We start from the raw sequence: 20,432 nt of genomic DNA, 5'->3' as shown, positions 1-20,432 counted from the left end.
GGGATTCTGTCGTGCTGCTCACGTCCCGGGGCCGCCGGATCGGCGGCCGTTTCGTGCTGGGGGTGGTGTCGACGCTGGTGCTGGGTGCCACCGGGTACGCGTGGTCGCAGCTGCACCGGCTCGACACCGGGATCGTCACGGCCGACGTCATCCCGCCCGCCGCGCAGGTTCCCGAAACACCGACCGGACAACCGCTGCAGGTGGCGCAGAACATCCTCCTTGTCGGACTCGACTCGCGCACCGATGCCAACGGGAACCCGTTGCCACAGAACGTGCTCGACTCGTTGCACGCCGGCAGCGGCGACGACGGCGGCAGCACCACCGACACGATGATCGTGGTCCACGTGCCGGCGGGCGGCGCGGCCGCCACGGCGATCTCCATCCCGCGTGACTCCTATGTGGACGTCCCGGGATACGGCAAACACAAGATCAACTCGGCCTACAGCCGGGCGCGGGCGTCCGCGCGTTCGCACCTGTCGGGCCAGGGCCTCAGCGGTCCGCAGCTCGAGGTGGCCGCCGACGCCGAGGGCGCGAAGTCCGCGATCGCCACCGTCGAAGAGCTCACCGGGCTCACGATCAACCACTATGCGGCGGTGAACCTCGCCGGGTTCGCGGCGCTGAGCCAGGCCGTCGGCGGCGTGCAGGTGTGCCTGAACAACCCGGTGCACGACTCCTATTCCGGCGCGAACTTCCCGGCCGGCCCGCAGACGCTGTCCGGTGCTCAGGCGCTCGCGTTCGTGCGGCAGCGCCACGGCCTGCCCAACGGTGACCTCGACCGCATCGCTCGCCAGCAGGCGTTCCTGGCCGGCATGGCGAAGAACGTGCTCGGCGGGGGCACGCTGACCAGCCCGGACAAGCTGTCGGCCCTCGTCGACGCGTTGCAGGGTTCGGTCGTGCTCGACAAGGGCTGGGACGTGCTGAGCTTCGCGCAGCAGCTGCACGGCATCAGCTCCGGCGCCATCGCGTTCGTCACGATCCCGGTGCAGAGCCTGTCGCTGGCCACGCCGGCCGACGGTGACGCGGTGAAGGTCAGCCCGCAGCAGGTCAAGACGTTCGTGCAGAACCAGCTGAGCTCGTCGTCGGTGTCGGCCTCCGGCGGATCCGGCGAGACCAGCTCACCGCCTGGCACGCACGGCGGCGGGGTGAAGCCGATCGCCGTCACGAAGTCCGTGAACCCGCCTTCGGACACGCCTGCCGGCGGAACGCCACAACAGCCGGTGGCGACGAACGCCACCGGCTGCGTGAACTGACCGCAGATCACCCTGCGCCATCAGACAAAGGCGCTCTGCCCCGTGATCGCCTTGCCCACGATGAGCGTGTTCATCTCGCGGGTGCCCTCGAAGGAGTAGATGGCTTCCGCGTCGGCGAAGAACCGCGCGATGTCGTGGTCGAGCACGATGCCGTTGCCGCCGAAGATCTCCCGGCCCCAGGCCACGACCTCGCGCATCCGCGAGGTGACGAACGCCTTGGCGAGAGAGGAGTGCTCGTCCTTGAAGATCCCGGCGTCCTGCAGGCGGGCCAGCTGCACGAGCATGCCCCACGACGCGGTGATGTTGCCGAGGCTCTTCACCAGCAGGTCCTGCACCAGCTGGAACCGCGCGATCGGACGGCCGAACTGCTTGCGCTCCTTCGCGTAGTCCAGAGCGAGCTCGTAGGCGCCGATCATCACGCCCAGCGCCTGCCACGCGACGCCGCCGCGGGTGGCGCGCAGGATCTCGGCGACGTCGCGGAAGGAGTCGATGCCCTGCAGGCGGTTCGCCTCCGGCACGCGCACGTCGGTGAGGGTGATCTCGGCGTTCTCGACGATGCGGAACGCGATCTTGTTCTCGATCTTGACCGGCGAGAAGCCCGGCGTGCCCTTCTCGACGACGAAGCCCTTCACGTTGTTGTCGTCGACGTCGCGCGCCCAGACCACCACGTAGTCGGCGAAGGTCGCGTTGCCGATCCAGCGCTTGGCGCCGTTGAGGATCCAGGTGTTCCCCTCTCCCTCAGTAGATACACGCTGCGCCGTGGTGCGCATACCACCGGCCACATCGGACCCGCCGAGCGGTTCGGTCATGGCGAACGCGCCGATCTTGTCCATCGCGGCCATTTCGGGGAGCCAGCGGTCGCGCTGTTCCTGGCTGCCGCCGGAGTAGATCGAGTACATCGCGAGTCCGTTGTGGACACCGAAGAACGTGGCGACCGAGGCGTCGGTGCGGCTCATCTCCATGGCCATCATGCCGGTGAGCAGGTGGCTGGTGGCGGCGCGGTGCTCGCCGTAGCCCTCGTACGGCAGACCCGCGAGGCCGCTCTCGCGGAACTTCGCGATCAGCTCCTTCGGGAAGGTACCGGCGGCCCAGTTCTCGTTCACCAGCGGCTTGACCTCGTCGCGCATGAAACTGCGGGCCTTGACGAGCAGCTTGCGCTCTTCGTCGCTCAGCAGGGCTTCGTAGTCGTAGAAGTCGGCGACGAGCTGGTCTTCAAGAGTGGCCATGTCAGTTCTCCTCCTTGCTGTCCGCGCTGTCCAATGCGGACAGAACGGCGAGTTGCTTGCGGTCGCGCGCCTCGGCGAGTTCCGAGTACGTGGAGGAGCCGTAAGCCTTTTCGACGGCTTCGACGAGCCGTTCGGTTTCTTCCGGGGTCTGCGAGGGCTGCCCGAGGCCGGCCCACATCTTCTTCATCGACGGGCCGATGTGCTCGGCCATGTGCCGGTAACCGCCGGGGCCGCCGCCCAGGTGCGAGCCGAGGAACGGCCCGACCGTGGCCCAGCGGATGCCGAGCGAGTTGGTCATCACCTTGTCGAGGTCCTCGGGCGTGACCACACCCTGCTCGACGAGGTAGATCGCCTCGCGGCTCAGCGCGTTCTGCAGGCGGTTGCCGACGAAACCGGGGATTTCCTTGCGCTCCACCACCGGTACGCGGCCGAGGAACGTGTAGAAGTCGACGGCCGCCTGGGTCGCGTCCTCGCCGGTGCGCTCGCCGGGCACGACCTCGACGAGCGGGATGAGGTGCGGCGGGTTGAACGGGTGTCCGATGAGGACCCGGCTCGCGTCGGCCAGCTCGCCGGTGAAGGCGGTCGACGGGATCGCCGACGACGAGCTCAGCAGCAGCGCGTGTTTCGGCGCGGCTTCCACGAGCGTGGTGAAAAGGTCCTTTTTGAACTCGACGCTCTCCGGGCCGTTCTCCTGCACCACGTCGGCGTCGCGCACGGCTTCTTCGACACTGCCGGCGATCTGCACGCGGTCGGCCAGCCCGGTGACGTCGAGGCCCTGTGCGGCCAGGTGCGGGGTGAACTCGGCCAGCGCCGCGGCGACGGCTTCGGCCAGGTCGGGGCGCGGGTCGGTGACCTTGACGGTGAGGCCGTGGCCGGCGAACAAGGCGGTCCAGGACAGGCCGATGGTGCCGGCCCCGATGACGGCTGCCCTGTTGAACTCGGTGGCGCTGTGGAACTCGGTGGTGCTCATGGTCAAGCTCCCTTAAGGTAGTCGTGGACCGGCGTGACGGGGGCGAGGGTCAGGTCGGTGAGAATGTGGCTCGCGGAGACGATCTCGCGCACCGGCAGGTCGGCCAGCGGCGCCAGCACGTGCTCGAACAGCTGCAGCCGTGCGGGTCCGGTCCAGGCCTCCTTCACGACCACGTCGGTGATCTCGGTCCGCACGAGCTCCATCACGCGGGGCGCGCCGTCGTAGCCGGGGATGATCTTCAGCATGAACGTCGGCACGGTGATCTGCGCTTCGGCGGCCTCGATGTCCAGCGCGAAGTGCTTGTAGCCCATGGTCGCGGTGGCCACGCGAAGCGTGCCGTAGTCCAGCGTGCCGACGAGCGCGCCGTTGTCGACATAGAGGTTCGGCGCCCCGATGGTTTTGGGGTAGGCGCTGACCTCGCGGCCCGACGCGGTGGCCGGGAAGTTGTCGAGGTACATCGCGTGCAGGTACTCGCCGCGCTCACCGTCGAAGGTGACCGGGATGGCCTGGCCCGACTCGGTGTAGGGGCCGTAGCCGCTCACGTCGCCCATCTTCATGACCTCGAAGCGCACCAGCGGCTCTTCGATCTGCAGCGGCTCCGGAACGACGGCGCGCAGGGCCTCGGGGTCGGTGCGGTAGACGATGTTGAGGTACTCGCGGTTGGTGAACCGCGGCACCATCGGCGCGAACGCGGGGTTCACGAGTGGCGTGGTCACGTGCCGCAGGACGTCTTCTTGCTTCATGGTCGTCACCGTCCGGTCCACTGGGGCGCGCGGCGCTCGGCGAAGGCGGTCATGCCCTCGCGGACGTCGGCGGAGGTCATCAGGGTCTTGAGCTCTTCACGCTGCGCGGCGAACGCCTCGGGCTCGGAGATCCCGTCGGCGGCGCGCACGGTCTTCTTCACCGCGGCCAGTGCGAGCGGCGCGTTCCGCGCGACCAGCTCGGCCAGTTGCAGCGCGACGGCGGTGGCTTCACCCGGGGCGACCACGCGGTTGGCCAGGCCGAGCTCGCCGGCTTTCGTGCCGGTGATCGGTTCGCCGGTCAGCAGCAGCTCCATCGCGAGGTGGTGCGGGAGACGCTTCGGCAGGCGGATCACGCCGCCGCCCCCGGCGATCAGGCCGCGCTTCACTTCGGGCAGCCCGAACTTCGCGTCTTCGCCGGCGACGACCAGGTCGCAGCTCAGCACGAGCTCGAACCCGCCGCCCATGGCCCAGCCCTCGACCGCGGCGATCAGCGGTTTGGTCAGCTCGGCCTCGGTCAGTCCGCCGAACCCGCGGCCCGGGATCTCCGGGCTCTCACCGGCCAGCGCGGCCTTGATGTCCATTCCGGCGCTGAAGGTGCCTTCGGCGCCGGTGAGGACGCCCGCCCGCAGCGTCGGGTCGCTCTCCAGGGTGTCCAGCGCTTCCGCCAGCCCGGCCGCGACGGCCGCGTTCACGGCGTTGCGTGCCTGTGGGCGGTCGATCGTGATCAGCAGCGTGGTGCCGATCCGTTCGGTGCGCACTTCGGTGCTCATGACGTCACTTCTTTTCTTGTGTGACCGGGGGTGTTCAGCGGGCGGCGAGCTCGGCCAGCACGGCGGCGGTGTCCTGGCCGGCGACCGGCGCCGGGCGACGGATCGAGCCGGGAGTGGCGGAGAAGCGCACCGGGATGCCGACCGTGCGGATGGTGCCCTCGGTCGGGTGCTCGACGGTGTCGAGCAGGTGACCCTCACGCACGTAGGAGTCTTCGTGGGCGCGGTCCAGTTCGAGGACCGGCGCGAACGGGATGCTGTGCTTGGCGCAGACCTCGGCCCACTCGGCGGTGGTGAGCGCGGGCGCGCACTCGTCGATGAGCTCCGCGAGGGCGTCGACGTCGGCGTTGTCGATCGCCTCGCCGTTCACGCGCGGGTCCTCGACCAGGTCGGCGCGCCCGGCGGCGGCGAAGAAGTCGCGGAAGTTCTGCGGGTTGTAGGGGATCACGCAGGCGAGGCCGTCCTTCGTCGGCGCCGCGCGGTGGCCCTGCGACATCGACAGCGGGAAGCCCGTCGGGCCCTGCGCCGGCTCGAACACGTGTCCGGCGAGGTGCTCGACCAGGTTGAACGCGATGAGCGTGTCGGTCATCGGGATCTCGATCTGCTGGCCCTCGCCGGTGCGGTCGCGGTGGTGCAGCGCGGCGAGCACCGTGTAGACGATCGTCAGAGACGAAACCTTGTCGCCGAGGATGGTCGGGAGGTACACCGGCTTGCCGATCGCGCGGTTCGCGATGTCGACCAGGCCCGAGGCGGCCTGCACGGTCTCGTCGTACGCGGCGTTGCCCGCGCGGTCGGAGTCGCTGCGGAAGCCCTGCGCGTGGGCGTAGATCAGGCCCGGGTTGCGCTTCGCGACCTCGGCGTAGTCCATTCCGAGCCGCGCCAGGGCGCCGGGGCGCATGTTCGTGATCAGCACGTCGGCGGTGTCGATCAGCGCCAGCGCCTGCTCGCGCTCGCCGGCGTCCTTGAGGTTCAGGGCGACGCTGCGCTTGTTGCGGTTCACGTTGAGGTTGAGCGGGGTCATCCCCGGCGTGGTGCGGTACTGGCCCACCCGGACGGTGTCGGCTGGGGACTCGATCTTGATCACGTCGGCGCCCAGGTCACCGAGGATCTGTGCCGCGTACGGACCCATCACCACGGTCGAGAGGTCGATCACGCGCACCCCGTCCAGCGGCCCGGTGGCGGTGTTCTGCTCGTCCATCTTCGATCCTTTCGCACCTGCTGTTCTTGCTCTGCCACCGAAGTTAGTAGCGCAGGTGAAGAAAGGGAATGATCATGTCGCGAAAAATGGTATGACCGCAGTGATCACACCATTCTTGTGCTGTTTCAGTTGGTCAGGGGTTCGGCGAAGATCTCGCGCGCGGCGGCGACGAGCTCGGCCAGGTCGCCGCTGTCGCCCCGGTCACGTCGCCAGAGCAGGTTTGTCTCCAGCTCAGGACGGAAATCGGTGAACGGCAGCACGGCGACGTTCTCGAGGCGGTAGAGGTGCATGGGGCTGGCCTCGTCGAGCATGGAAATGGAAAACGCCAGCCCGGAGGAAATGATTTCCGAGACGCCCGAATATCCGGTTTTCGCCAGTTTGAGCCGCTTCTTGATGCCCAAGGACATCAATTGCCGGTCGAGCTGCTCGAAATAGGCCGGTGTCGAATCCTCGGGTGAGGCGATGTAGGCGAACCCGGACAGCTCGGCCAGGCTCACCGAGTCCCGGCCGGTGAACTGGTCGGCCGGCACCACGGCGCCGAGCCGCTCGGACATCGCCGGCACTGCTTCGAGCGCCGGGTCGGTCACGGGCATGCGCGCCAGCGTCAACGCGAGCCGCCCGTCGAGCACGGCGTCGACGAGGTCGGGGCTGGGGCCGGGCCAGCGCTTGAGCTCGAACCGCTCGCGCACCCGCTCGGCCAGCGCCGTGACGCGGTCGCGCAGGTCCGGGTGCACACCCGCGGGCATGCCGAGGAACACCGTGCTGCGCTGGGGTTTCGCCGCCTCGCGCAGCCGCCACGGGATGGAGTTCACCTGCTCCAGCACCTCGCGCGCGATCGGCAGCAGTGCGGTGCCAGCGACGGTGAGGGTGACGTGGTGCGTGCTGCGGTCGAACAGCTTCTGCCCGAGCTCGTGCTCGAGGTCCTTGATCCGCTGGCTCAACGGCGACGCGGCCATGTGGAGCCGCCGCGCGGCCGCCGAGAAGTTCAACTCTTCGGCGACGGCCACGAAGTAGCGCAGGTGCAGCATTTCCACGACGTGAGCTTAACCCGTGCGAGCTTGACCGGCGTCTGCTTGACCGGCGCCGGTGCTGCCCCGGCGGATGACGCGCAGCAGCCGTTCGGTGCGGGGTTTTTCCGCGCCGGACAAGGCGATTCCCGTCGCGAGCACCAGCAGGTCGAGGGGTTCGACTTCGTCGGTGAGGCCGGCGCGGGTGGCCAGGGCGGTGGCTGTGTCGGTCATCACCCCGTGCCAGTGGGCAAAAAGTACCTCGCGGTCGCTGCCGGGATCGTCCGTTATGGACAGTGCGAGGTCGCGTTTGTCCCGGACGTGGTCGACGAAGAGTCCGAGCCACGCGAACAGCGCGGCTTCGGGGTCCTCGTGCGCCAGCAGGGCCTCGCCCTCGGCTCGGAGTGTCTCGACCTCTTCGGCGTAGACCGCCGCGAGCAGGTCGCGGCGCCGGGGGAAGTGGCGGTACAGCGTGGCGTTGCCGATGCCGGCGTGCTTGGCCACGCGGTCCAGTGGCGCGTCGCTGCCCTCGGCGGCGAACACCTCGCGGGCGGCGCGCACGAGCTGCGCCCGGTTGTCGCGTGCGTCGGCCCGTGGTGTCACGGCCGGCCTCCTCGGGGGTTGCTAAGTGGGGAGTTCCCCACTTAGAGTACGCGGCCATGACCAGCGAACTCACCCCGGCCGAGGTGCACCGCCGGATCGTCGAGACGGCGTTCACCGAAGAGGGCCTCAAGTACGTGGACCCGGACGTCATCGATCACCGCGGCGGCGCCGGGGGAGATCACGTCGGCATCGCCGCGTGGCGGGAGAAGTGGGCTGCGATCAGCCGCGGCGAGTTCCTCGCGGACTTCCGCGACCTGGCGGTGCGCGTCGAGCAGAACGTGAGCGACGGCGAGTTCTCCGTGAACCGCTACACGAGCACCGGCACGCAGGCCTCCACCGGTCGTTCGTACGCCGTGACCAGCATGGACATGGTCCGGGTGCGCGACGGGCGGATCGTCGAGCACTGGGCGCTCATGGACGTGATGGACCGGGCGGCGCAGCTGCGAGCGGGAGCGTGATCGTGAACGCGGCGCCGCCCTCAGGAGCCGGCCCGGCCCGGAGCGCCCCGCCCATGCGCTCGACCAGGCCGTGGACCAGGGCCAGGCCGATGCCGGAGCCGACGGGGCGGCGGTCGCGGTAGCGCCTGTTGAGCACGCCGCGCTCGAAGGCCACGGCGTAGTCCTCCGGCGCGAGGCCGGGCCCGCCGTCGCGCACGGCAAGGTGCGCGTGGCCCTGGTCCACGACCAGGGAGAACACCATCGGGGCGCCGGCCGGGGTCACGCGCAGGGCGTTCTCCGCGAGGCCGTCGACCACCTGCTGCAGCCGGCGCACGTCGGCGGTGACGAGCACCGGTGCGGCGGGGGAATCGACGTAGAGAGGCACGTTTTCGCGTTCGCAGCGCAGCTGCCAGACCTGCGCGCGGTCGGTGACGAGCGCGGCCAGGTCGAGCGTCGCGAGGTCGAGGCGGAACTCGTCGGCGCCGAGGCGGGCGAGTTCGAGCAGGTCGCTCACCAGCCGTTCGAGCCGCTGCGCCTCGCGGTGGATGGTCTCGCCCGCGCGGCGCGCGTCGGGACCCTCGGCGACGCCGTCGGCGATGGCCTCGGCGAAGCCGGTCACCGCGGTGAGCGGGGTGCGCAGCTCGTGGGACACCGACAGCAGGAACTCCCGCTGGCGCGCCTCGCTGTGGGCCAGGGCGTCGGCCAATTCGTTGAGCGAGCCGGCGACCTCGGCGACCTCGACGGGTCCTTCCACGGGCACGCGCACGTCACGCCGGCCGGTGCGCAGGCTGACCGCCGCGGCCGCCGCCTTCCGCAGGGGCCGGCCGAGCAGCCGTCCGGACGCGTACCCGGCGACGGCCGCGACGAGCAGCCCGATGCCCAGTGCCAGCGCGATGTTGCGCACCAGCGCGCGCTGCGTCGCCTCACCGCTGCGCGCGGGCTGGACCAGCGCGAACGCCGCCGCGCGCGGGCCGACGGCACGGACCTCCACGAGGTATTGCTGCCCGTCCACCGTCACGCGGTCCGACTGGTTCGCGCCTGACGCGAGCCCGGCCCGTTCGGCCACTCGGGTCGACGTCGCGTCGCCCACGTCCTGGCCGCCCGGGCGCCGCACGACCACGGCGATGCCCTGGCCGCGCACCACGTCGGCGACCTTGCCGACGCCGAGGCGGTTGCCGATGCCGGTGTCGTCGAGCTGCGTGGCGACCACGTCGGCCTGGGCTTTCAACGACTGCTGCAGCACGGTGTCGGCGGTCGTGCGCACGAGCCGCGTCGCCACCAGGCCCGAGACGATCACGGCGATCCCCGCCACCGCCAGGCACACGACCGTGATGCGCAGCGCGAGCGTGCCCCTCATCCGGCGTCCGCCGCGTAGCCGATGCCGCGCACCGTCCTGATCGGACTGTGCTCGCCGAGCTTCGCGCGCAGCTGAGCCACGTGCACGTCGACCGTGCGGGTGCCCGCCGCGGCGGAGTAGCCCCACACGGCGGACAGCAGCTGGTCGCGCGAGAGCACGTGGCCGGGGTGGCGGACGAGGTGGGTGAGCAGGTCGAACTCCGTGGACGTCAGCGTGATCTCCTGCCCGCCCGCCCACGCGCGGCGGCTCGTCACGTCGACGCGCGCGCCACCGCATTCGAAGGTCTCCGCGGCCGGCGTGCCCCCGGACGCACGGCGCAGCACCGTGCGCACGCGGGCCGCCAGCTCGCGCGGGCTGAAGGGTTTGGTGAGGTAGTCGTCGGCGCCGATCTCGAGGCCGAGCAGGCGGTCGAGCTCGTCGTCTCGCGCGGTGACGAACAGGACCGGCGTCCAGTCGCCGGCCGCGCGCAACGCCTTGCAGATTTCGATCCCGTCCATTCCGGACAGTCCGATGTCGAGCACCACGGCCACCGGCTTGAGCCGGCGGACGGCCCCCAGCGCGGCCGCGCCGTCGGACTCCACGTGCACCCCGAACCCGTCGCGCCGCAGGTACATCGCGGCGAGTTCGGCGATCGCGGCCTCGTCCTCGACGACGAGGACGAGGCCGCGCCCGGCTGACCCCATGCGGGCTCCCGTTCTCCCTCTCCGCCAACGTCGACCGAGAGGCTACGCGGCTCAGTGCGAGCCGTCGCTCGCGATGTGGGGGACATCGCGGGCTGTGCGACTTGCCGTGAGCCGCCGCCCGCGTGGCCTGGGTCGGCGGGCGGTGCCCGCGACGACCGGCTTGTGATGAGCAGTCGGCCGCCGTGGCCGTCTCAGGGCGAGCCCTCGCCCGCCACTTCGGACTTGCGGTGGGCTGGTGCCCTCCGTGGCTCATTTCCGCCCGGGGTGTCAGACGGGGGCGAGCCGGCGCTGACGATGTCCGCGCCGTGGCGGGCTGTTGCCTGCCACGGGCGGCGTAGGGCGAGCCGTCGTCCGCCACTTCGGACTTGCGGTGGGCTGGTGCCCGAGGTGGTTGACTCGCGCCCTCGATGTCAGCCGGGGCGCGCCGTCGCTGACGATGTCCGCGCCATAGCGGCTGTTGCCGTGGTGGCGTGCTCGCGGCGGGCTGTTGCCAGCCACAGCCGGCTCAGGGTGAGCCGTTGCCTGCCTGACTCAGGGTGAGCCGTCGCCCGCCATGTCCGACTCGATGCTGTCGAGCGTGGACTGGATGCCGTTGAGCTCGCTCGTCGCCTGTGAGCCCCCGCCCGACGGCGCCGCAGTGTCGCCGCCGTCGCACGCGGTGCACGCGAGCGCCAGGAGCGCGGCCGCCCCGACCGCGGCCGCGAGCCGGGCCGCCCTCACTTCGTGCCCGCGGGCTTGCAGTGCGCCGAGGCGAACGCGTCGAGCTTGCTCTTCGCGTCGCCGAGCTGGCTGATCCGGCTCTGGCGCTTGTCCGCGCGCTTCTGCAACCGGTCGGCTGCCGCGGTGTGGCCCTTGGCCTTCTGGTCGGCCGAGCGCGCCTTGAGGTTCGCGACGGACCCGGCGACCTCGGCGCCGCCGTTGATGCGGTCGGTCAGGTTCTGTGCCCGCTTCTGCAGCTTGGGCACCCACTCGCCGCAGACCTGCTGCGACTCCTCAGGGCTGAGCGTGATCGGGGCCACCGGCGCCGCGCTCGACGACGGGGCCGGTGGAGCGGTGGTGTCCGCCACGGCCAGCGGCGTCACGACCAGCAGCCCGGCCGCGACACCGCCGCCCGCCAACGCCAGCCGCCGGGTCCAGGTGGTTCCTCGCATCGCTTGTTCTCCCTCTCGTGACCGGTGAGTTCCGGGTACGGGCAGTACCTTCTCGTCCGGGTGTACGAGGGGTGTGGGGTGAATGTTCGGGCTTCGTAAAGCCCGGCCGCCTACTCGGTGCCGAGCCGGTGCAGGACCGCGGCCGCCAGCGCGGTGCGTTCGAGCATGCCCTCGACGCTGATGTGCTCGTGACGCGCGTGGGCGCCGTCGCCGACGGCGCCGAAGCCGTCGAGGACCGGGTGGCCCAGGGCGGCCACGAAGTTGCCGTCGCTGGCGCCGCCGACGGAGCATTCGCGCAGGGTCACGCCCAGCTCGGCCGCGAGGTCGCGCGCGAGCTCGTAGAGCCGCGCGATGCCGTCGGAACGCTCCATCACGGGCCGGTTCCAGCCGCCCTCCACGGTGACGGTGGCGCGCGGGTCGTGGGCCGTGATGGCCGCGACGCCCGCGTCGATGCGGGCGGCTTCGGCGGCGCTGGACACGCGCACGTCGATCTCGCCGCGCGCCGCCCCGGCGATCACGTTCTGCCTGCTGCCGCCGGAGATCACACCGACGTTCACGGTGGTCCCGGCGTCGAGGTCGGTCAGCGCGTGCAGCGTCAGGATCGCGCGGGCCAGCTCGTCGATCGCGCTCGCGCCTTTCGTCGGGTCCAGGCCCGCGTGGGATTCCACGCCTTTCGCGCGTGCCTGGAACAGGCCCACGCCTTTGCGGGAGGTCTTCACGGCACCGTCGGCGCTGGCCTCGAACACCAGCGTCGCCTTCGTGCCCGCGGCCGCTCCCTCGATCGTCGGCCGCGAGGCGGGGCTGCCGAGCTCCTCGTCGCCGTTGAGGACCAGCCGGATCGCCGGGCGCGCCACACCGGCGGCGTCGAGCGCGCGCAGCGCCCACACGGCGTGGACCAGGCCCGACTTCATGTCGAAGACGCCGGGCCCGGTCGCGCGGTCGCCGTCGACGGTGAAGGGCCACTCGGCGAGCGTGCCCAGCGGCCACACGGTGTCGTAGTGGCAGAGCAGGAGGACGGGCTGCTCGCCGGCACCGGGGTAGTCGTAGACCTTGATGTCGCCGTGGCGGCCGCCGTCGACGTCGCGCACGGCCGCCGGCTCACCGAGCCGGGAGCGCAGCCAGCCGTCCACCCAGGACAGTCCGCGAGTGAGACTTTCCTTGTCGTCACTGGGAGTCTCGATGCCGACGTACTCGGCGAGGTCGGCGAGCAGGTCGTCGCGGTGCGCGCGCACCCACTCGTGCAGCTCGCGGATCCCGGTCACAGGTGTGCCTCCAGTTCGGTAAGGTGGTCCTCGGACATCGCGGCGCCGGACTCGACGTCGCCGAGGCGTTTCAGCACGGCGTTGAGCAGCGGCAGGCCGATCCCCAGCGCGGCGGCTTCGTCGAGCACCGGCGCGTAGTGGTGGAAGACCTCCACCGGTCGGTGGCGCACGGCGATGTCGCGCCAGATCCCGCTGCGGTCCTTCGGCTGCGTGCGCAGCCAGGCCACCAGCCGGTCCGTCGCCGCTTCGCGCCCGTCCGCGCCCGGCAGGTACGCGGCGGGATCGAACTGGTCGAACGGCTCCAGGACCCGCGAACCGGCCGCGGCGAACACCTCGGCCGCGAGCGCGTGCATCAGCGGCCGGTGCCGGTCGATGAGGTCGGCCATCGGCGCGTCGGCCAGCGCGGTCGTGGTCAGCATCGCGCCGAACCCGAGCTTGGCCCACAGGTAGCCCTCGACGTTCGCGGTCGCCTTCGCCGGGCCCCAGGCCTGCAGATCGGCCACGACTTCCTCGACACGGCCGGTGATCCGGCCGTCGGGCTCGCCGATGACCAGGGCGCCGGCCCCGCCGTCGCGCACCACGCCGGGCTCGGCGACGTCGGCGAACAAGTTCACGAACGCGCCCACCGTGCGCTGCTCGCCGACGAACGACGCGATGAGCTGCTCGTTCAGGCCGTTCTGCAGAGAAACGACGAACCCGTCGGACGCCAGCAGCGGTTCGAGCCACTGCATGGCGTGCTCCGTGGCCTGGGCCTTCACCGCGAGCAGCACGCGGCTCAGCTCCGGCGGCGCCTCGTCGGGAACGAACGCGGGAAGGTCGACGTGCTCCTCACCTTCGGGGCGCACCAGCGTCAGCCCGCGCTCGTTGATCGCGGTCACGTGCGCCGCGTCGGCGTCGACGATCACCACCGGGTGCCCGGCTTTCGCGAGGTGGAACGCCAGCGTCCCGCCGATCGCGCCGCCGCCCACCACTGTGTAAGAGCGGCGCTCAGACATGCGTGCTTCCTCCCGTTTGGACTGGGGTTTCCCCGGACCAGTGCAGCGGCAGGCCCGCCGCACCCGCGGTCGAGCCGCCGTCGACCCGCAGCACCGTGCCGGTGATCCACCCGGCCTCCGGGCCGGCGAGCCAGAACACGGCGTCGGCGATCTCACGCGGCGCACCGCGGCGGCCGAGCGGGTTCACGGACACGGCCGCGGCGTAGGCCTCGGTCACGGGATTGGCTTCGCTGTCGACCGTCACGAACCCGGGGCTTACGGCGTTGACGCGGATGCCGTGCGGACCGAGCTCCACCGCACACGCCTTGGTCGCCATCTCCAGCGCGGCCTTCGACGTCGCGTAGTGCGAGGCGCCGGGCCGGGCGCGGGTGGCCGCGCCGGAGGAGATGTTCACGACCGTGCCGGTGGTGCCGGCGGCCACGTGTTTGCGTCCGAACGCGACGGTGGTGAGCACCGCGGCCCGCACGTTCACGTCCTGCACGCGGTCCCACCGCTGGGCGGTCATGTCGAGCAGGCGCGTGGCGGGGTAGATGCCGGCGGCGTTGACCAGCACGTCGACCGCGCCGGCCGCGTCCACCAGGCCTTCGGCGTAGGCGGCGTCGGCGAGGTCACCGGGCAGCTCGGCCACGGTCACGCCGTGGTCGGCGCGCAGCTTTCCGGCCACTGCGGACAGTTCGGCCGGACGCAGGTCCGACAAAGTCAGCCGGTCGCCCGCGGCGGCGAAGCGGGCCGCGATCGCGGCCCCGATCCCGCCCGCGGCACCGGTGACGAGCACGGTGCGCACTAGAGCTGCTTTCCCTTCGTCTCGGGCATCGTGAGGTAGACCGCGACGCCGATCAGCGCGGCGACGGCGACGTAGATCCACACGAGATCCCCGTGGTGGTTGGCGTTGAGCCAGGTCGTGATGTACGGCGCGGTGCCGCCGAACACGGCGACCGCCAGCGCGTAGGGCAGCCCGATGCCGGTGGTGCGCACCTCGGGCGGGAACTGCTCGGCCATGATCACCGCGCAGTTGGCCGAGTAGCCGACGATCAGCACGAGCCCGATGAGCTCGATCACGAACACACTCCAGAACCCGTTGGCCAGGAAGTGGAACGCGGGCCACGCGAAGATCACGAACCCGGCCGCGAACGCCGTCATCGTGGGTTTGCGGCCGATACGGTCGGAGAGCAGCCCGCCGAAGGGCAGCAGGCAGATGAACACGAGCATCGCCAGCGTGTTGGCCAGCAGCGCCGTCTTGAGCGGGATTCCGGTGGCGAGGTGGGCGTAGGCCGGCATGTAGCTGACCCACACGTAGTAGATGAGCGTGCCCGCGATCGTCACGCCGGCGACGCGCAGCGCCGCGCCCGGGTGGTCGCGGACCATCGCGACGACGGGGTTCCGGCGTGGTTTGGCGGTGATCTTGCCGAACGCTTCCGTCTCGTGCACCGAGCGGCGCAGCCACAGCCCGACCAGGCCCAGCAGCCCGGCGACGCCGAACGCGAGCCGCCAGCCCCAGCCGTGCAGGTCGGAGTCGGACAGCGTCGAGTTGAGGATGGTGCCGAGCAGGGCCGCGATGAGCGAGCCGGCGCCGACGGAGACCTGCTGCCAGGACCCGGCGAACGCCCGGCGTCCGGTGGCGGCCGACTCGATGAGGAACGCCGACGACGAACCGAACTCGCCGCCCGCCGAGAAGCCCTGCACGAGCCGGGCGAGCAGCAGGACGATCGGGGCGCCGACGCCGATCTGGGTGTAGGTGGGGCAGACCGCGATCACGATCGACGCGCCCGCCATCAGCGAGATGGTGAGCGTGAGGCCCTTCTTGCGGCCGCGCCGGTCGGCATACGAGCCGAGCACCGCGCCGCCGATCGGGCGCATCACGAAGCCGACGGCGAACACGGCCAACGTGGACAGCAGCGCCGTGGTTTCGTTGCCGCCGGCGAAGAACTGGCCGGCGAAGATGGGGGAGAAGGTGGCGTACACCGCCCAGTCGACCCACTCGACGGTGTTGCCGATGGAGCCGGCGACGATCGCCTTGCGCTGCTGTGGGTTCAGGCGGTGGGTTTCCGTGGAGATGTCCGAAGTCGATGGCACGGTCGTCATGGCTGCGTCCCTTCGGCCGCGAGGACGTGGTCGACGACCTGGGCGTGGGTGGCGAACCACACGCCTTCGTGGCCGCTGATGTGGTCGAGCAGCTCGGTGAGGATCGCGACGCGTGAGCGGTGCCCGATGATGTGCGGGTGCATGGTGAGCTGGAACAGCCCGCCCTCGGAGTAGGCGGCGTCGAACTCGTCGCGCCAGATCGAGAGCACCCCGCGCGGCGGCGTGTACGGCCGCAGCGAGGCGAAGCGGTCCATCATGAAGTACGGCGCGTCGTCGCGGATCCACTCCACGGGTAGCTCGACGACGCCGGTGGGCTCGCCGTTCTCGAGCAGCTCGTAGCAGTCGTCGTCGGCCATCAGCGAGGAGTCGTACTTCAGGCCGAGCTCGCGGGTGATGGTGAGGGTGTGGGCCGAGAAGTCCCACGACGGCGTGCGGATGCCGACCGGGCGGGTGCCGGTGAGGCGTTCCAGCACGTCGGCGGCCCGGTAGGCGAGGTCGCGCTCCTCGGTCTCGGTGAGGGCGGTGTTGCGTTCGTGGATCCAGCCGTGCAGGGCCACTTCGTGACCGGCGTCCACATAGGACTTGACTTCGCCGTCGTGCAGCAGGGCCGACACGGCGGGGACGAAGAAGGACGCGGGGGCGTTGAAGCGGTCCAGCAGTTTGAGCAGCCGGGGCACGCCGACGCGGGCGCCGTACTCGCCCTGGGCGAGCTTGCCGGGCAGCACCTCGCCGTCGCGCAGGGCGGGCGTCTCGTGGTCGGAGTCGAAGGACAGCGCCACGGCCACTTTCGCACCGCCGGGCCACGACGCCGGGCGCAGTGAGCGGCCGGCGCGGACGTGCTCGACGTGTCCCCGCCACGTCTTCTCGTCCCAGAGCCAAGGTTGTTCGGTCATGCTTCCTCCCGAGTTGCTGCGGCCGCCGGCGTGGGCGACCAGGCGCGTTTGAGGGTCGAGACCTGCAGGGTCACGTCGGCTTCCCGCAGGCCCGGGAGGGCGCCGACGACGTCGGTGGTGTGGCGGTAGAGCTCGCCGTAGTGGCGCAGCACGATCTGGCCGACGAGGTTGAAGCGGCCGGTCGTGGCGCTGAGGTACTTGGTGCCCGGGTGCGCGGCGAGCTGCTGCCCGGCGCGGTCGAGCTCGGCCGGGACGACCGAGAGCCAGAGCATGAACTCGAGGGCGTAGCCGAACATCGCGGGCTCGGCGAGCGTGCGGAAGCGCAGGCAACCACGGCGTACGAGGGAGTCGACGCGGCGCGCGACGGTGGACTCGCTCGTGCCGACCTGGCGCGAGACCTCTTTGAACGACAGCCGGCCGTCTTCGCCGAGGGCGGCGCTGATCGCGAGGTCCAGCTCGTCGAGCTGCTCCGGCGGGCGTTCCCAGTGCTGTTCCTCGAACGGCCGCACCTCGCCGTCGCGCAGCTCGGCCGCCGCTTCCGCGCTGAGCTCGCCGGAGTTCCAGTCGTGGTTGGAGGTGAACGTGCGCATCACGGCGAAGGTCTCGGCGTCGCGAACGTTGTCGGCGGCGGGGAAATCGCCCTGCAGGCGGGCGATTTCGCGGTAGGTGGGGAGCACGAACTCGGCGGAGCAGTCGGCGCTGCCGGCGAGCACCGTGGCGTAGCGGACCTCGGGCCGCGCGGCCAGCGCCTCGGCGACGGCGGCCGCCGTACCGGGCCGGCATCGCAGCCGCGCCAGCACCGGCACGCCGAGACCGCAGCGCAGCACGTCGACCACGCCGATCACGCGCAGCTGGCCGGATTCCGTCAGCTGGCCGGCGCGGCGCAGCACGGTGGACTCGCTCGTGCCCACGTGCCGGGCGATCGCGCCCCACGACGCGCGCCCGTTGAGCTGCAGTGCGGCGACGATGCGCCGATCCAGATCGCTGACTTTGACTTCGTCGGGCACGCCTGCATCGTGGATGCAGGAAAACGTCAAGTCAAGGGTCAGGTCTGCAAGAAACCGGCGTCCTGCAGGGTCAGGAAGCGTTCCATCGCCGCGTCGACGGCTTCACGGTCACCCGTGGTGACGAGGTCGAGCAGCAGCCCGCGCGCCACGGCGAGGCCGAGCCGGGCCTGCGCCGCGCGGTGCTGCTCGGGCACGCCGAGCCGTTCGAGCAGCGCTTCGACGGGCGCGAGCCAGCCGTCGATCACGCCGTCGAGGAACTCCGCCGTGCCGGGCGCGCCGCCGAGGGCTTGACCGTAGAGCTGGAAGAAGAGCTTTTCATTGTGGCGCAGCGCTTCGTCGGTGAGCCGGCGCCAGAACACGCGCGCCAGCTCGTCCGGCGGCAGGCTCGGGTCGAGGTCGGCGAGCACGGCGCGCTGCCGGCGTTCCACCTCGCGCGCGACCTCTGTGAGCAGGCCTTCCTTCGAGCCGAAGTGGTAGATGAGCATTCGGTGGCTCGTGCCGAGCGCCGTCGCGAGCGTGCGGAGGCTCTGGTCCGCCCCGTTCCGCGCGATGTGCTCGACGGCCGCGTCGAGGAGCTTTGCCCTTGCCTCCGCCATGTACCAGATGGTACGTGTACCACGTGGTACACGCTCTTCGAGGAGGCCTGATGCAACGAATCTCGGTCCGGGCCCGCACGTCCGCCGACCCGGCGACGGTCTACGCGCTGCTGCGCGACGGCGAGAGCTGGCCGCGCTGGTCGCCGCTGGGCTCGTTCGAACTGGCCCGCGCGGGTTCGTCGGAACGCGAGGGGCTGGGCGCGCTGCGCGTGTTCCGCACCGGCCGCACGCGCTCGTGCGAGGAGGTGATCGAACTGGTCCCCAACCGCCGGTTCGGCTACGCCCTGCGCAGCGGCCTGCCCCTTCGCGACTACCGCGCCTACGTCGACCTCACGCCGGTCGACGGCGGCACGGAGATCCACTGGCACTCGTCGTTCACGGGCAAAGTGCCGGGGACGGGGTGGTTCTACCGGCTGGTGCTGGGGCGGTTCATCGGCCGCGTGGTGGCGGGTTTGGTGGCGGAGAAGTCTCGGGTTGCTCAGTAGGTTTCGGGCGCTCGGGTGTGGGCAGCGCTGCGCTGGGGGTGCGGCGGTGTCCTTGGGGCGTGGTGGCGTCCAGGAGTGTTACTCTCTATGGGAGAGTGACTTCGAGGAGGCCTGTGGTGCTGGGAAACCCTTACGACCGCGACTGCCCGACCCGCCAGCTCCTCGACCGCATCGGCGACCAGTGGACTGTCCTCATCGTCGGCTCCCTCCGCGACGGCCCGCTGCGCTTCACCCAGATCGGCAAACGCGTCGAGGGCATCTCCCAGAAAGTCCTGACGCAAACCCTCCGCAGCCTCGTCCGCGACGGCGTCCTCACGCGCACGGCGTACCCCGTCATCCCACCCCGCGTGGAATACGAACTCACTTCGCTGGGCCGCGACCTGTCCGAGCCCCTCGACATGCTCGACCGCTGGGCCCGCCACCACATGACCCAGGTGACCGCCGCCCGCGAGGCGTTCGACGCGGAACACACTCCGGCTTCGGCTTGAGGTGCACGTATGGGCGCGTCAGTTCCCGAATGAGCGGCACCCGTTCGCGCGGGGTGGTCCCGGCCAGCACGGTCTCGAGCACACGATGCCGGCTGGCGGCATCGATCCCGGCAAGGACACAGCGCGCGATCGCCGCGATCGCCGCCGTCATCGACGGGACGAGCCAGGCCCAGTTCCCCATGCGGAGCTCCTTCAGTTCGCGTGACCGCCGCGGTTGTCCGCGGGCAGCCAAGTGGTGTCTACGCGAGAGCAGGCTTGCTCCGGCTGTTTCCTGATGTCCGCGTGCGTCCGGACAGCGGAGTTCTGCGGAGAGCCGAAAAGACCAATTCGACGGTCGCTGCCGTCCGGTGAGCGGTCGAGCTGCCTTCCGGCCCCTGACAACCGTTTACACTCACGGACAGCGGATGCTGCTCGGTGCGGCGGGGGTTCGATGGGCAGATGGGGCAAGCCGGATCTTCCTGAGGGGCCGCTGCGTGACCTGAACGAGGAACTGCACCGCCTGCACTCCCGGGCGGGGCACCCCAGCACCTACCGGATCTCGACCTGGCTGAGTGACCGGGCCGATCAGGCCGAGTTCGCGGGTGAGTGGCCCAGGCTTTCGCGCACCTCCGTCCACCAGGTGCTCAAGTCACCGGCACTGCCTCCGTGGAGGCTGACGATGGTCGTCGTCGAAGCGTTCGTCTCGATCGGGCGCCTTCGCGACGGCGTGGCGTTGATCGACCGGGTGGAAAAGCTCTGGAACAAGGCTCACGCCGAGGACGCTCGTCGGGACGACCCCGCCACCGACTCTCAGGAACGCGACCCCCGGAGCTTGGTCGTCCTGGCGGTCGACGACGAGCCGCACGGCCTTGACGAGCTCGTGCACGGTCTGCGGGCCAACCCGTGTGTCGGTGAGGTTCTGTGTGCGGCCGATGCCGCCGATGCGTTGCGGCTGCTGGCTAGGACCAACTCGCCCAGCCCCGGGCAGCAAGCCGGCAGCCGGCCGCGGGTCGACGCGGTGTTCGCCGACATCGCGATGCCCGGGCTGTCCGGGATCGAGATGTCGCGCATGATCGCGGCCGTCAACCTGGTCCCGTCCGTGGTGTTCGTCACCGCGTACGCCGACAAAGCGGTTGATGCCTTCGAACTCGGCGAAGTGGACTACCTGTTGAAGCCGTACCGGCAGAGCCGGCTCGACGACGCGATCGCGCGGGTCCTGGGGAGACAGAGGGCGCGCCAGGAAGACCGCTGAA

General features: G+C 70.8%; 23 protein-coding genes. 5 read left to right on the top strand and 18 right to left on the bottom strand.

The window, feature by feature from the left end; genetic code table 11:
- The first annotated feature begins 11 nt into the window (after window positions 1-11).
- Entirely contained in the window at window positions 12-1,250 is a 1,239-nt protein-coding gene (locus K1T34_RS00480) for an LCP family protein (protein ID WP_220242336.1), read from the top strand.
- A 20-nt stretch (window positions 1,251-1,270) separates the two neighbouring features.
- On the opposite strand, the gene K1T34_RS00475 is transcribed toward K1T34_RS00480, so the two are convergent.
- From K1T34_RS00475 to K1T34_RS00445, 7 genes are all read right to left on the bottom strand, one after another.
- On the bottom strand, window positions 1,271-2,476 hold the full coding sequence (locus K1T34_RS00475) for an acyl-CoA dehydrogenase family protein (RefSeq protein ID WP_220242335.1): 1,206 nt from the start codon (window positions 2,474-2,476) through the stop codon (window positions 1,271-1,273).
- A 1-nt stretch (window position 2,477) separates the two neighbouring features.
- Window positions 2,478-3,446, bottom strand: a complete 969-nt coding sequence (locus tag K1T34_RS00470; RefSeq protein ID WP_220242334.1) for a 3-hydroxyacyl-CoA dehydrogenase NAD-binding domain-containing protein — start codon at window positions 3,444-3,446, stop codon at window positions 2,478-2,480.
- Between the two features lie 2 nt (window positions 3,447-3,448).
- Window positions 3,449-4,189: an acetoacetate decarboxylase gene (locus tag K1T34_RS00465; RefSeq protein WP_220242333.1), complete on the bottom strand. Its 741-nt coding sequence runs from the start codon at window positions 4,187-4,189 to the stop codon at window positions 3,449-3,451.
- A 5-nt stretch (window positions 4,190-4,194) separates the two neighbouring features.
- Window positions 4,195-4,959 carry a crotonase/enoyl-CoA hydratase family protein gene (locus K1T34_RS00460; protein WP_220242332.1) on the bottom strand — a complete coding sequence of 255 codons (765 nt, stop codon included), beginning with the start codon at window positions 4,957-4,959 and terminating at the stop codon, window positions 4,195-4,197.
- 34 nt (window positions 4,960-4,993) lie between these two features.
- Window positions 4,994-6,154, bottom strand: coding sequence for a CaiB/BaiF CoA-transferase family protein (locus K1T34_RS00455; protein WP_220242331.1), 1,161 nt, complete (start codon window positions 6,152-6,154; stop codon window positions 4,994-4,996).
- Window positions 6,155-6,279: 125 nt separating this feature from the next.
- On the bottom strand, window positions 6,280-7,188 hold the full coding sequence (locus K1T34_RS00450) for a LysR family transcriptional regulator (RefSeq protein WP_220242330.1): 909 nt from the start codon (window positions 7,186-7,188) through the stop codon (window positions 6,280-6,282).
- Between the two features lie 9 nt (window positions 7,189-7,197).
- Complete coding sequence (locus tag K1T34_RS00445) at window positions 7,198-7,764, bottom strand: TetR/AcrR family transcriptional regulator (protein ID WP_220242329.1); 567 nt, start codon at window positions 7,762-7,764, stop codon at window positions 7,198-7,200.
- Window positions 7,765-7,820: 56 nt separating this feature from the next.
- Here K1T34_RS00445 and K1T34_RS00440 point away from each other — a divergent pair, with 56 nt between their 5' ends.
- Window positions 7,821-8,222 (top strand): ester cyclase, encoded by a 402-nt coding sequence (locus K1T34_RS00440; RefSeq protein ID WP_220242328.1) that lies wholly within the window; start codon window positions 7,821-7,823, stop codon window positions 8,220-8,222.
- On the opposite strand, the gene K1T34_RS00435 is transcribed toward K1T34_RS00440, so the two are convergent.
- The 11 genes from K1T34_RS00435 to K1T34_RS00385 all read right to left on the bottom strand — a co-directional run bounded on the left by K1T34_RS00435 (window position 8,176) and on the right by K1T34_RS00385 (window position 18,227).
- Entirely contained in the window at window positions 8,176-9,558 is a 1,383-nt protein-coding gene (locus tag K1T34_RS00435; RefSeq protein ID WP_220242327.1) for a HAMP domain-containing sensor histidine kinase, read from the bottom strand. The genes K1T34_RS00440 and K1T34_RS00435 overlap by 47 nt on opposite strands.
- Window positions 9,555-10,241, bottom strand: coding sequence for a response regulator transcription factor (locus K1T34_RS00430; RefSeq protein ID WP_220242326.1), 687 nt, complete (start codon window positions 10,239-10,241; stop codon window positions 9,555-9,557). Before K1T34_RS00430 ends, K1T34_RS00435 begins: the two co-directional genes overlap by 4 nt.
- A 531-nt stretch (window positions 10,242-10,772) precedes the next feature.
- Window positions 10,773-10,961 carry a hypothetical protein gene (locus K1T34_RS00425; RefSeq protein ID WP_220242325.1) on the bottom strand — a complete coding sequence of 63 codons (189 nt, stop codon included), beginning with the start codon at window positions 10,959-10,961 and terminating at the stop codon, window positions 10,773-10,775.
- Complete coding sequence (locus K1T34_RS00420) at window positions 10,958-11,392, bottom strand: hypothetical protein (RefSeq protein WP_220242324.1); 435 nt, start codon at window positions 11,390-11,392, stop codon at window positions 10,958-10,960. Before K1T34_RS00420 ends, K1T34_RS00425 begins: the two co-directional genes overlap by 4 nt.
- 110 nt (window positions 11,393-11,502) lie before the next feature.
- A complete protein-coding gene (locus K1T34_RS00415; RefSeq protein ID WP_220242323.1) occupies window positions 11,503-12,654 on the bottom strand; it encodes a M20 family metallopeptidase in 1,152 nt (383 codons plus the stop codon).
- Window positions 12,651-13,649, bottom strand: a complete 999-nt coding sequence (locus K1T34_RS00410) for a ketopantoate reductase family protein (RefSeq protein WP_220242322.1) — start codon at window positions 13,647-13,649, stop codon at window positions 12,651-12,653. Before K1T34_RS00410 ends, K1T34_RS00415 begins: the two co-directional genes overlap by 4 nt.
- Window positions 13,642-14,433 (bottom strand): SDR family NAD(P)-dependent oxidoreductase, encoded by a 792-nt coding sequence (locus tag K1T34_RS00405; RefSeq protein WP_220242321.1) that lies wholly within the window; start codon window positions 14,431-14,433, stop codon window positions 13,642-13,644. The genes K1T34_RS00410 and K1T34_RS00405 overlap by 8 nt, the downstream gene beginning before the upstream one ends.
- Window positions 14,433-15,731 (bottom strand): MFS transporter, encoded by a 1,299-nt coding sequence (locus tag K1T34_RS00400; RefSeq protein WP_220242320.1) that lies wholly within the window; start codon window positions 15,729-15,731, stop codon window positions 14,433-14,435. Before K1T34_RS00400 ends, K1T34_RS00405 begins: the two co-directional genes overlap by 1 nt.
- A complete protein-coding gene (locus K1T34_RS00395) occupies window positions 15,728-16,624 on the bottom strand; it encodes a polysaccharide deacetylase (RefSeq protein ID WP_220242319.1) in 897 nt (298 codons plus the stop codon). Before K1T34_RS00395 ends, K1T34_RS00400 begins: the two co-directional genes overlap by 4 nt.
- Window positions 16,621-17,631 (bottom strand): Lrp/AsnC family transcriptional regulator, encoded by a 1,011-nt coding sequence (locus K1T34_RS00390; protein WP_220242318.1) that lies wholly within the window; start codon window positions 17,629-17,631, stop codon window positions 16,621-16,623. The genes K1T34_RS00395 and K1T34_RS00390 overlap by 4 nt, the downstream gene beginning before the upstream one ends.
- 38 nt (window positions 17,632-17,669) lie before the next feature.
- A complete protein-coding gene (locus tag K1T34_RS00385; protein ID WP_220242317.1) occupies window positions 17,670-18,227 on the bottom strand; it encodes a TetR/AcrR family transcriptional regulator in 558 nt (185 codons plus the stop codon).
- A 50-nt stretch (window positions 18,228-18,277) separates the two neighbouring features.
- Here K1T34_RS00385 and K1T34_RS00380 point away from each other — a divergent pair, with 50 nt between their 5' ends.
- The 3 genes from K1T34_RS00380 (at window position 18,278) to K1T34_RS00370 (ending at window position 20,431) form a co-directional block, all read left to right on the top strand.
- Complete coding sequence (locus K1T34_RS00380; protein WP_220242316.1) at window positions 18,278-18,712, top strand: SRPBCC family protein; 435 nt, start codon at window positions 18,278-18,280, stop codon at window positions 18,710-18,712.
- Window positions 18,713-18,828: 116 nt separating this feature from the next.
- Window positions 18,829-19,200 carry a helix-turn-helix domain-containing protein gene (locus K1T34_RS00375; protein WP_220242315.1) on the top strand — a complete coding sequence of 124 codons (372 nt, stop codon included), beginning with the start codon at window positions 18,829-18,831 and terminating at the stop codon, window positions 19,198-19,200.
- Window positions 19,201-19,630: 430 nt separating this feature from the next.
- Entirely contained in the window at window positions 19,631-20,431 is an 801-nt protein-coding gene (locus tag K1T34_RS00370) for a LytTR family DNA-binding domain-containing protein (protein WP_255638203.1), read from the top strand.
- Window position 20,432 lies beyond the last annotated feature (1 nt).

The organism is Amycolatopsis sp. DSM 110486, assembly GCF_019468465.1.
Classification (GTDB): Bacteria; Actinomycetota; Actinomycetes; order Mycobacteriales; family Pseudonocardiaceae; genus Amycolatopsis.
Note: the sequence above shows the minus strand (reverse complement) of the source record. Positions and strands in the feature narration are given on the sequence as shown.

Excerpts from the sequence above, each read along its gene's own strand:
- K1T34_RS00370 (WP_255638203.1), top strand. The coding sequence starts at position 19,631 with ATGGGCAGATGGGGCAAGCCGGATCTTCCTGAGGGGCCGCTGCGTGAC.
- K1T34_RS00440 (WP_220242328.1), top strand. The coding sequence starts at position 7,821 with ATGACCAGCGAACTCACCCCGGCCGAGGTGCACCGCCGGATCGTCGAG.
- K1T34_RS00470 (WP_220242334.1), bottom strand. The coding sequence starts at position 3,446 with ATGAGCACCACCGAGTTCCACAGCGCCACCGAGTTCAACAGGGCAGCC.
- K1T34_RS00420 (WP_220242324.1), bottom strand. The coding sequence starts at position 11,392 with ATGCGAGGAACCACCTGGACCCGGCGGCTGGCGTTGGCGGGCGGCGGT.
- K1T34_RS00430 (WP_220242326.1), bottom strand. The coding sequence starts at position 10,241 with ATGGGGTCAGCCGGGCGCGGCCTCGTCCTCGTCGTCGAGGACGAGGCC.
- K1T34_RS00380 (WP_220242316.1), top strand. The coding sequence starts at position 18,278 with ATGCAACGAATCTCGGTCCGGGCCCGCACGTCCGCCGACCCGGCGACG.
- K1T34_RS00395 (WP_220242319.1), bottom strand. The coding sequence starts at position 16,624 with ATGACCGAACAACCTTGGCTCTGGGACGAGAAGACGTGGCGGGGACAC.
- K1T34_RS00460 (WP_220242332.1), bottom strand. The coding sequence starts at position 4,959 with ATGAGCACCGAAGTGCGCACCGAACGGATCGGCACCACGCTGCTGATC.
- K1T34_RS00385 (WP_220242317.1), bottom strand. The coding sequence starts at position 18,227 with ATGGCGGAGGCAAGGGCAAAGCTCCTCGACGCGGCCGTCGAGCACATC.
- K1T34_RS00475 (WP_220242335.1), bottom strand. The coding sequence starts at position 2,476 with ATGGCCACTCTTGAAGACCAGCTCGTCGCCGACTTCTACGACTACGAA.
- K1T34_RS00465 (WP_220242333.1), bottom strand. The coding sequence starts at position 4,189 with ATGAAGCAAGAAGACGTCCTGCGGCACGTGACCACGCCACTCGTGAAC.
- K1T34_RS00410 (WP_220242322.1), bottom strand. The coding sequence starts at position 13,649 with ATGTCTGAGCGCCGCTCTTACACAGTGGTGGGCGGCGGCGCGATCGGC.
- K1T34_RS00435 (WP_220242327.1), bottom strand. The coding sequence starts at position 9,558 with ATGAGGGGCACGCTCGCGCTGCGCATCACGGTCGTGTGCCTGGCGGTG.
- K1T34_RS00455 (WP_220242331.1), bottom strand. The coding sequence starts at position 6,154 with ATGGACGAGCAGAACACCGCCACCGGGCCGCTGGACGGGGTGCGCGTG.
- K1T34_RS00400 (WP_220242320.1), bottom strand. The coding sequence starts at position 15,731 with ATGACGACCGTGCCATCGACTTCGGACATCTCCACGGAAACCCACCGC.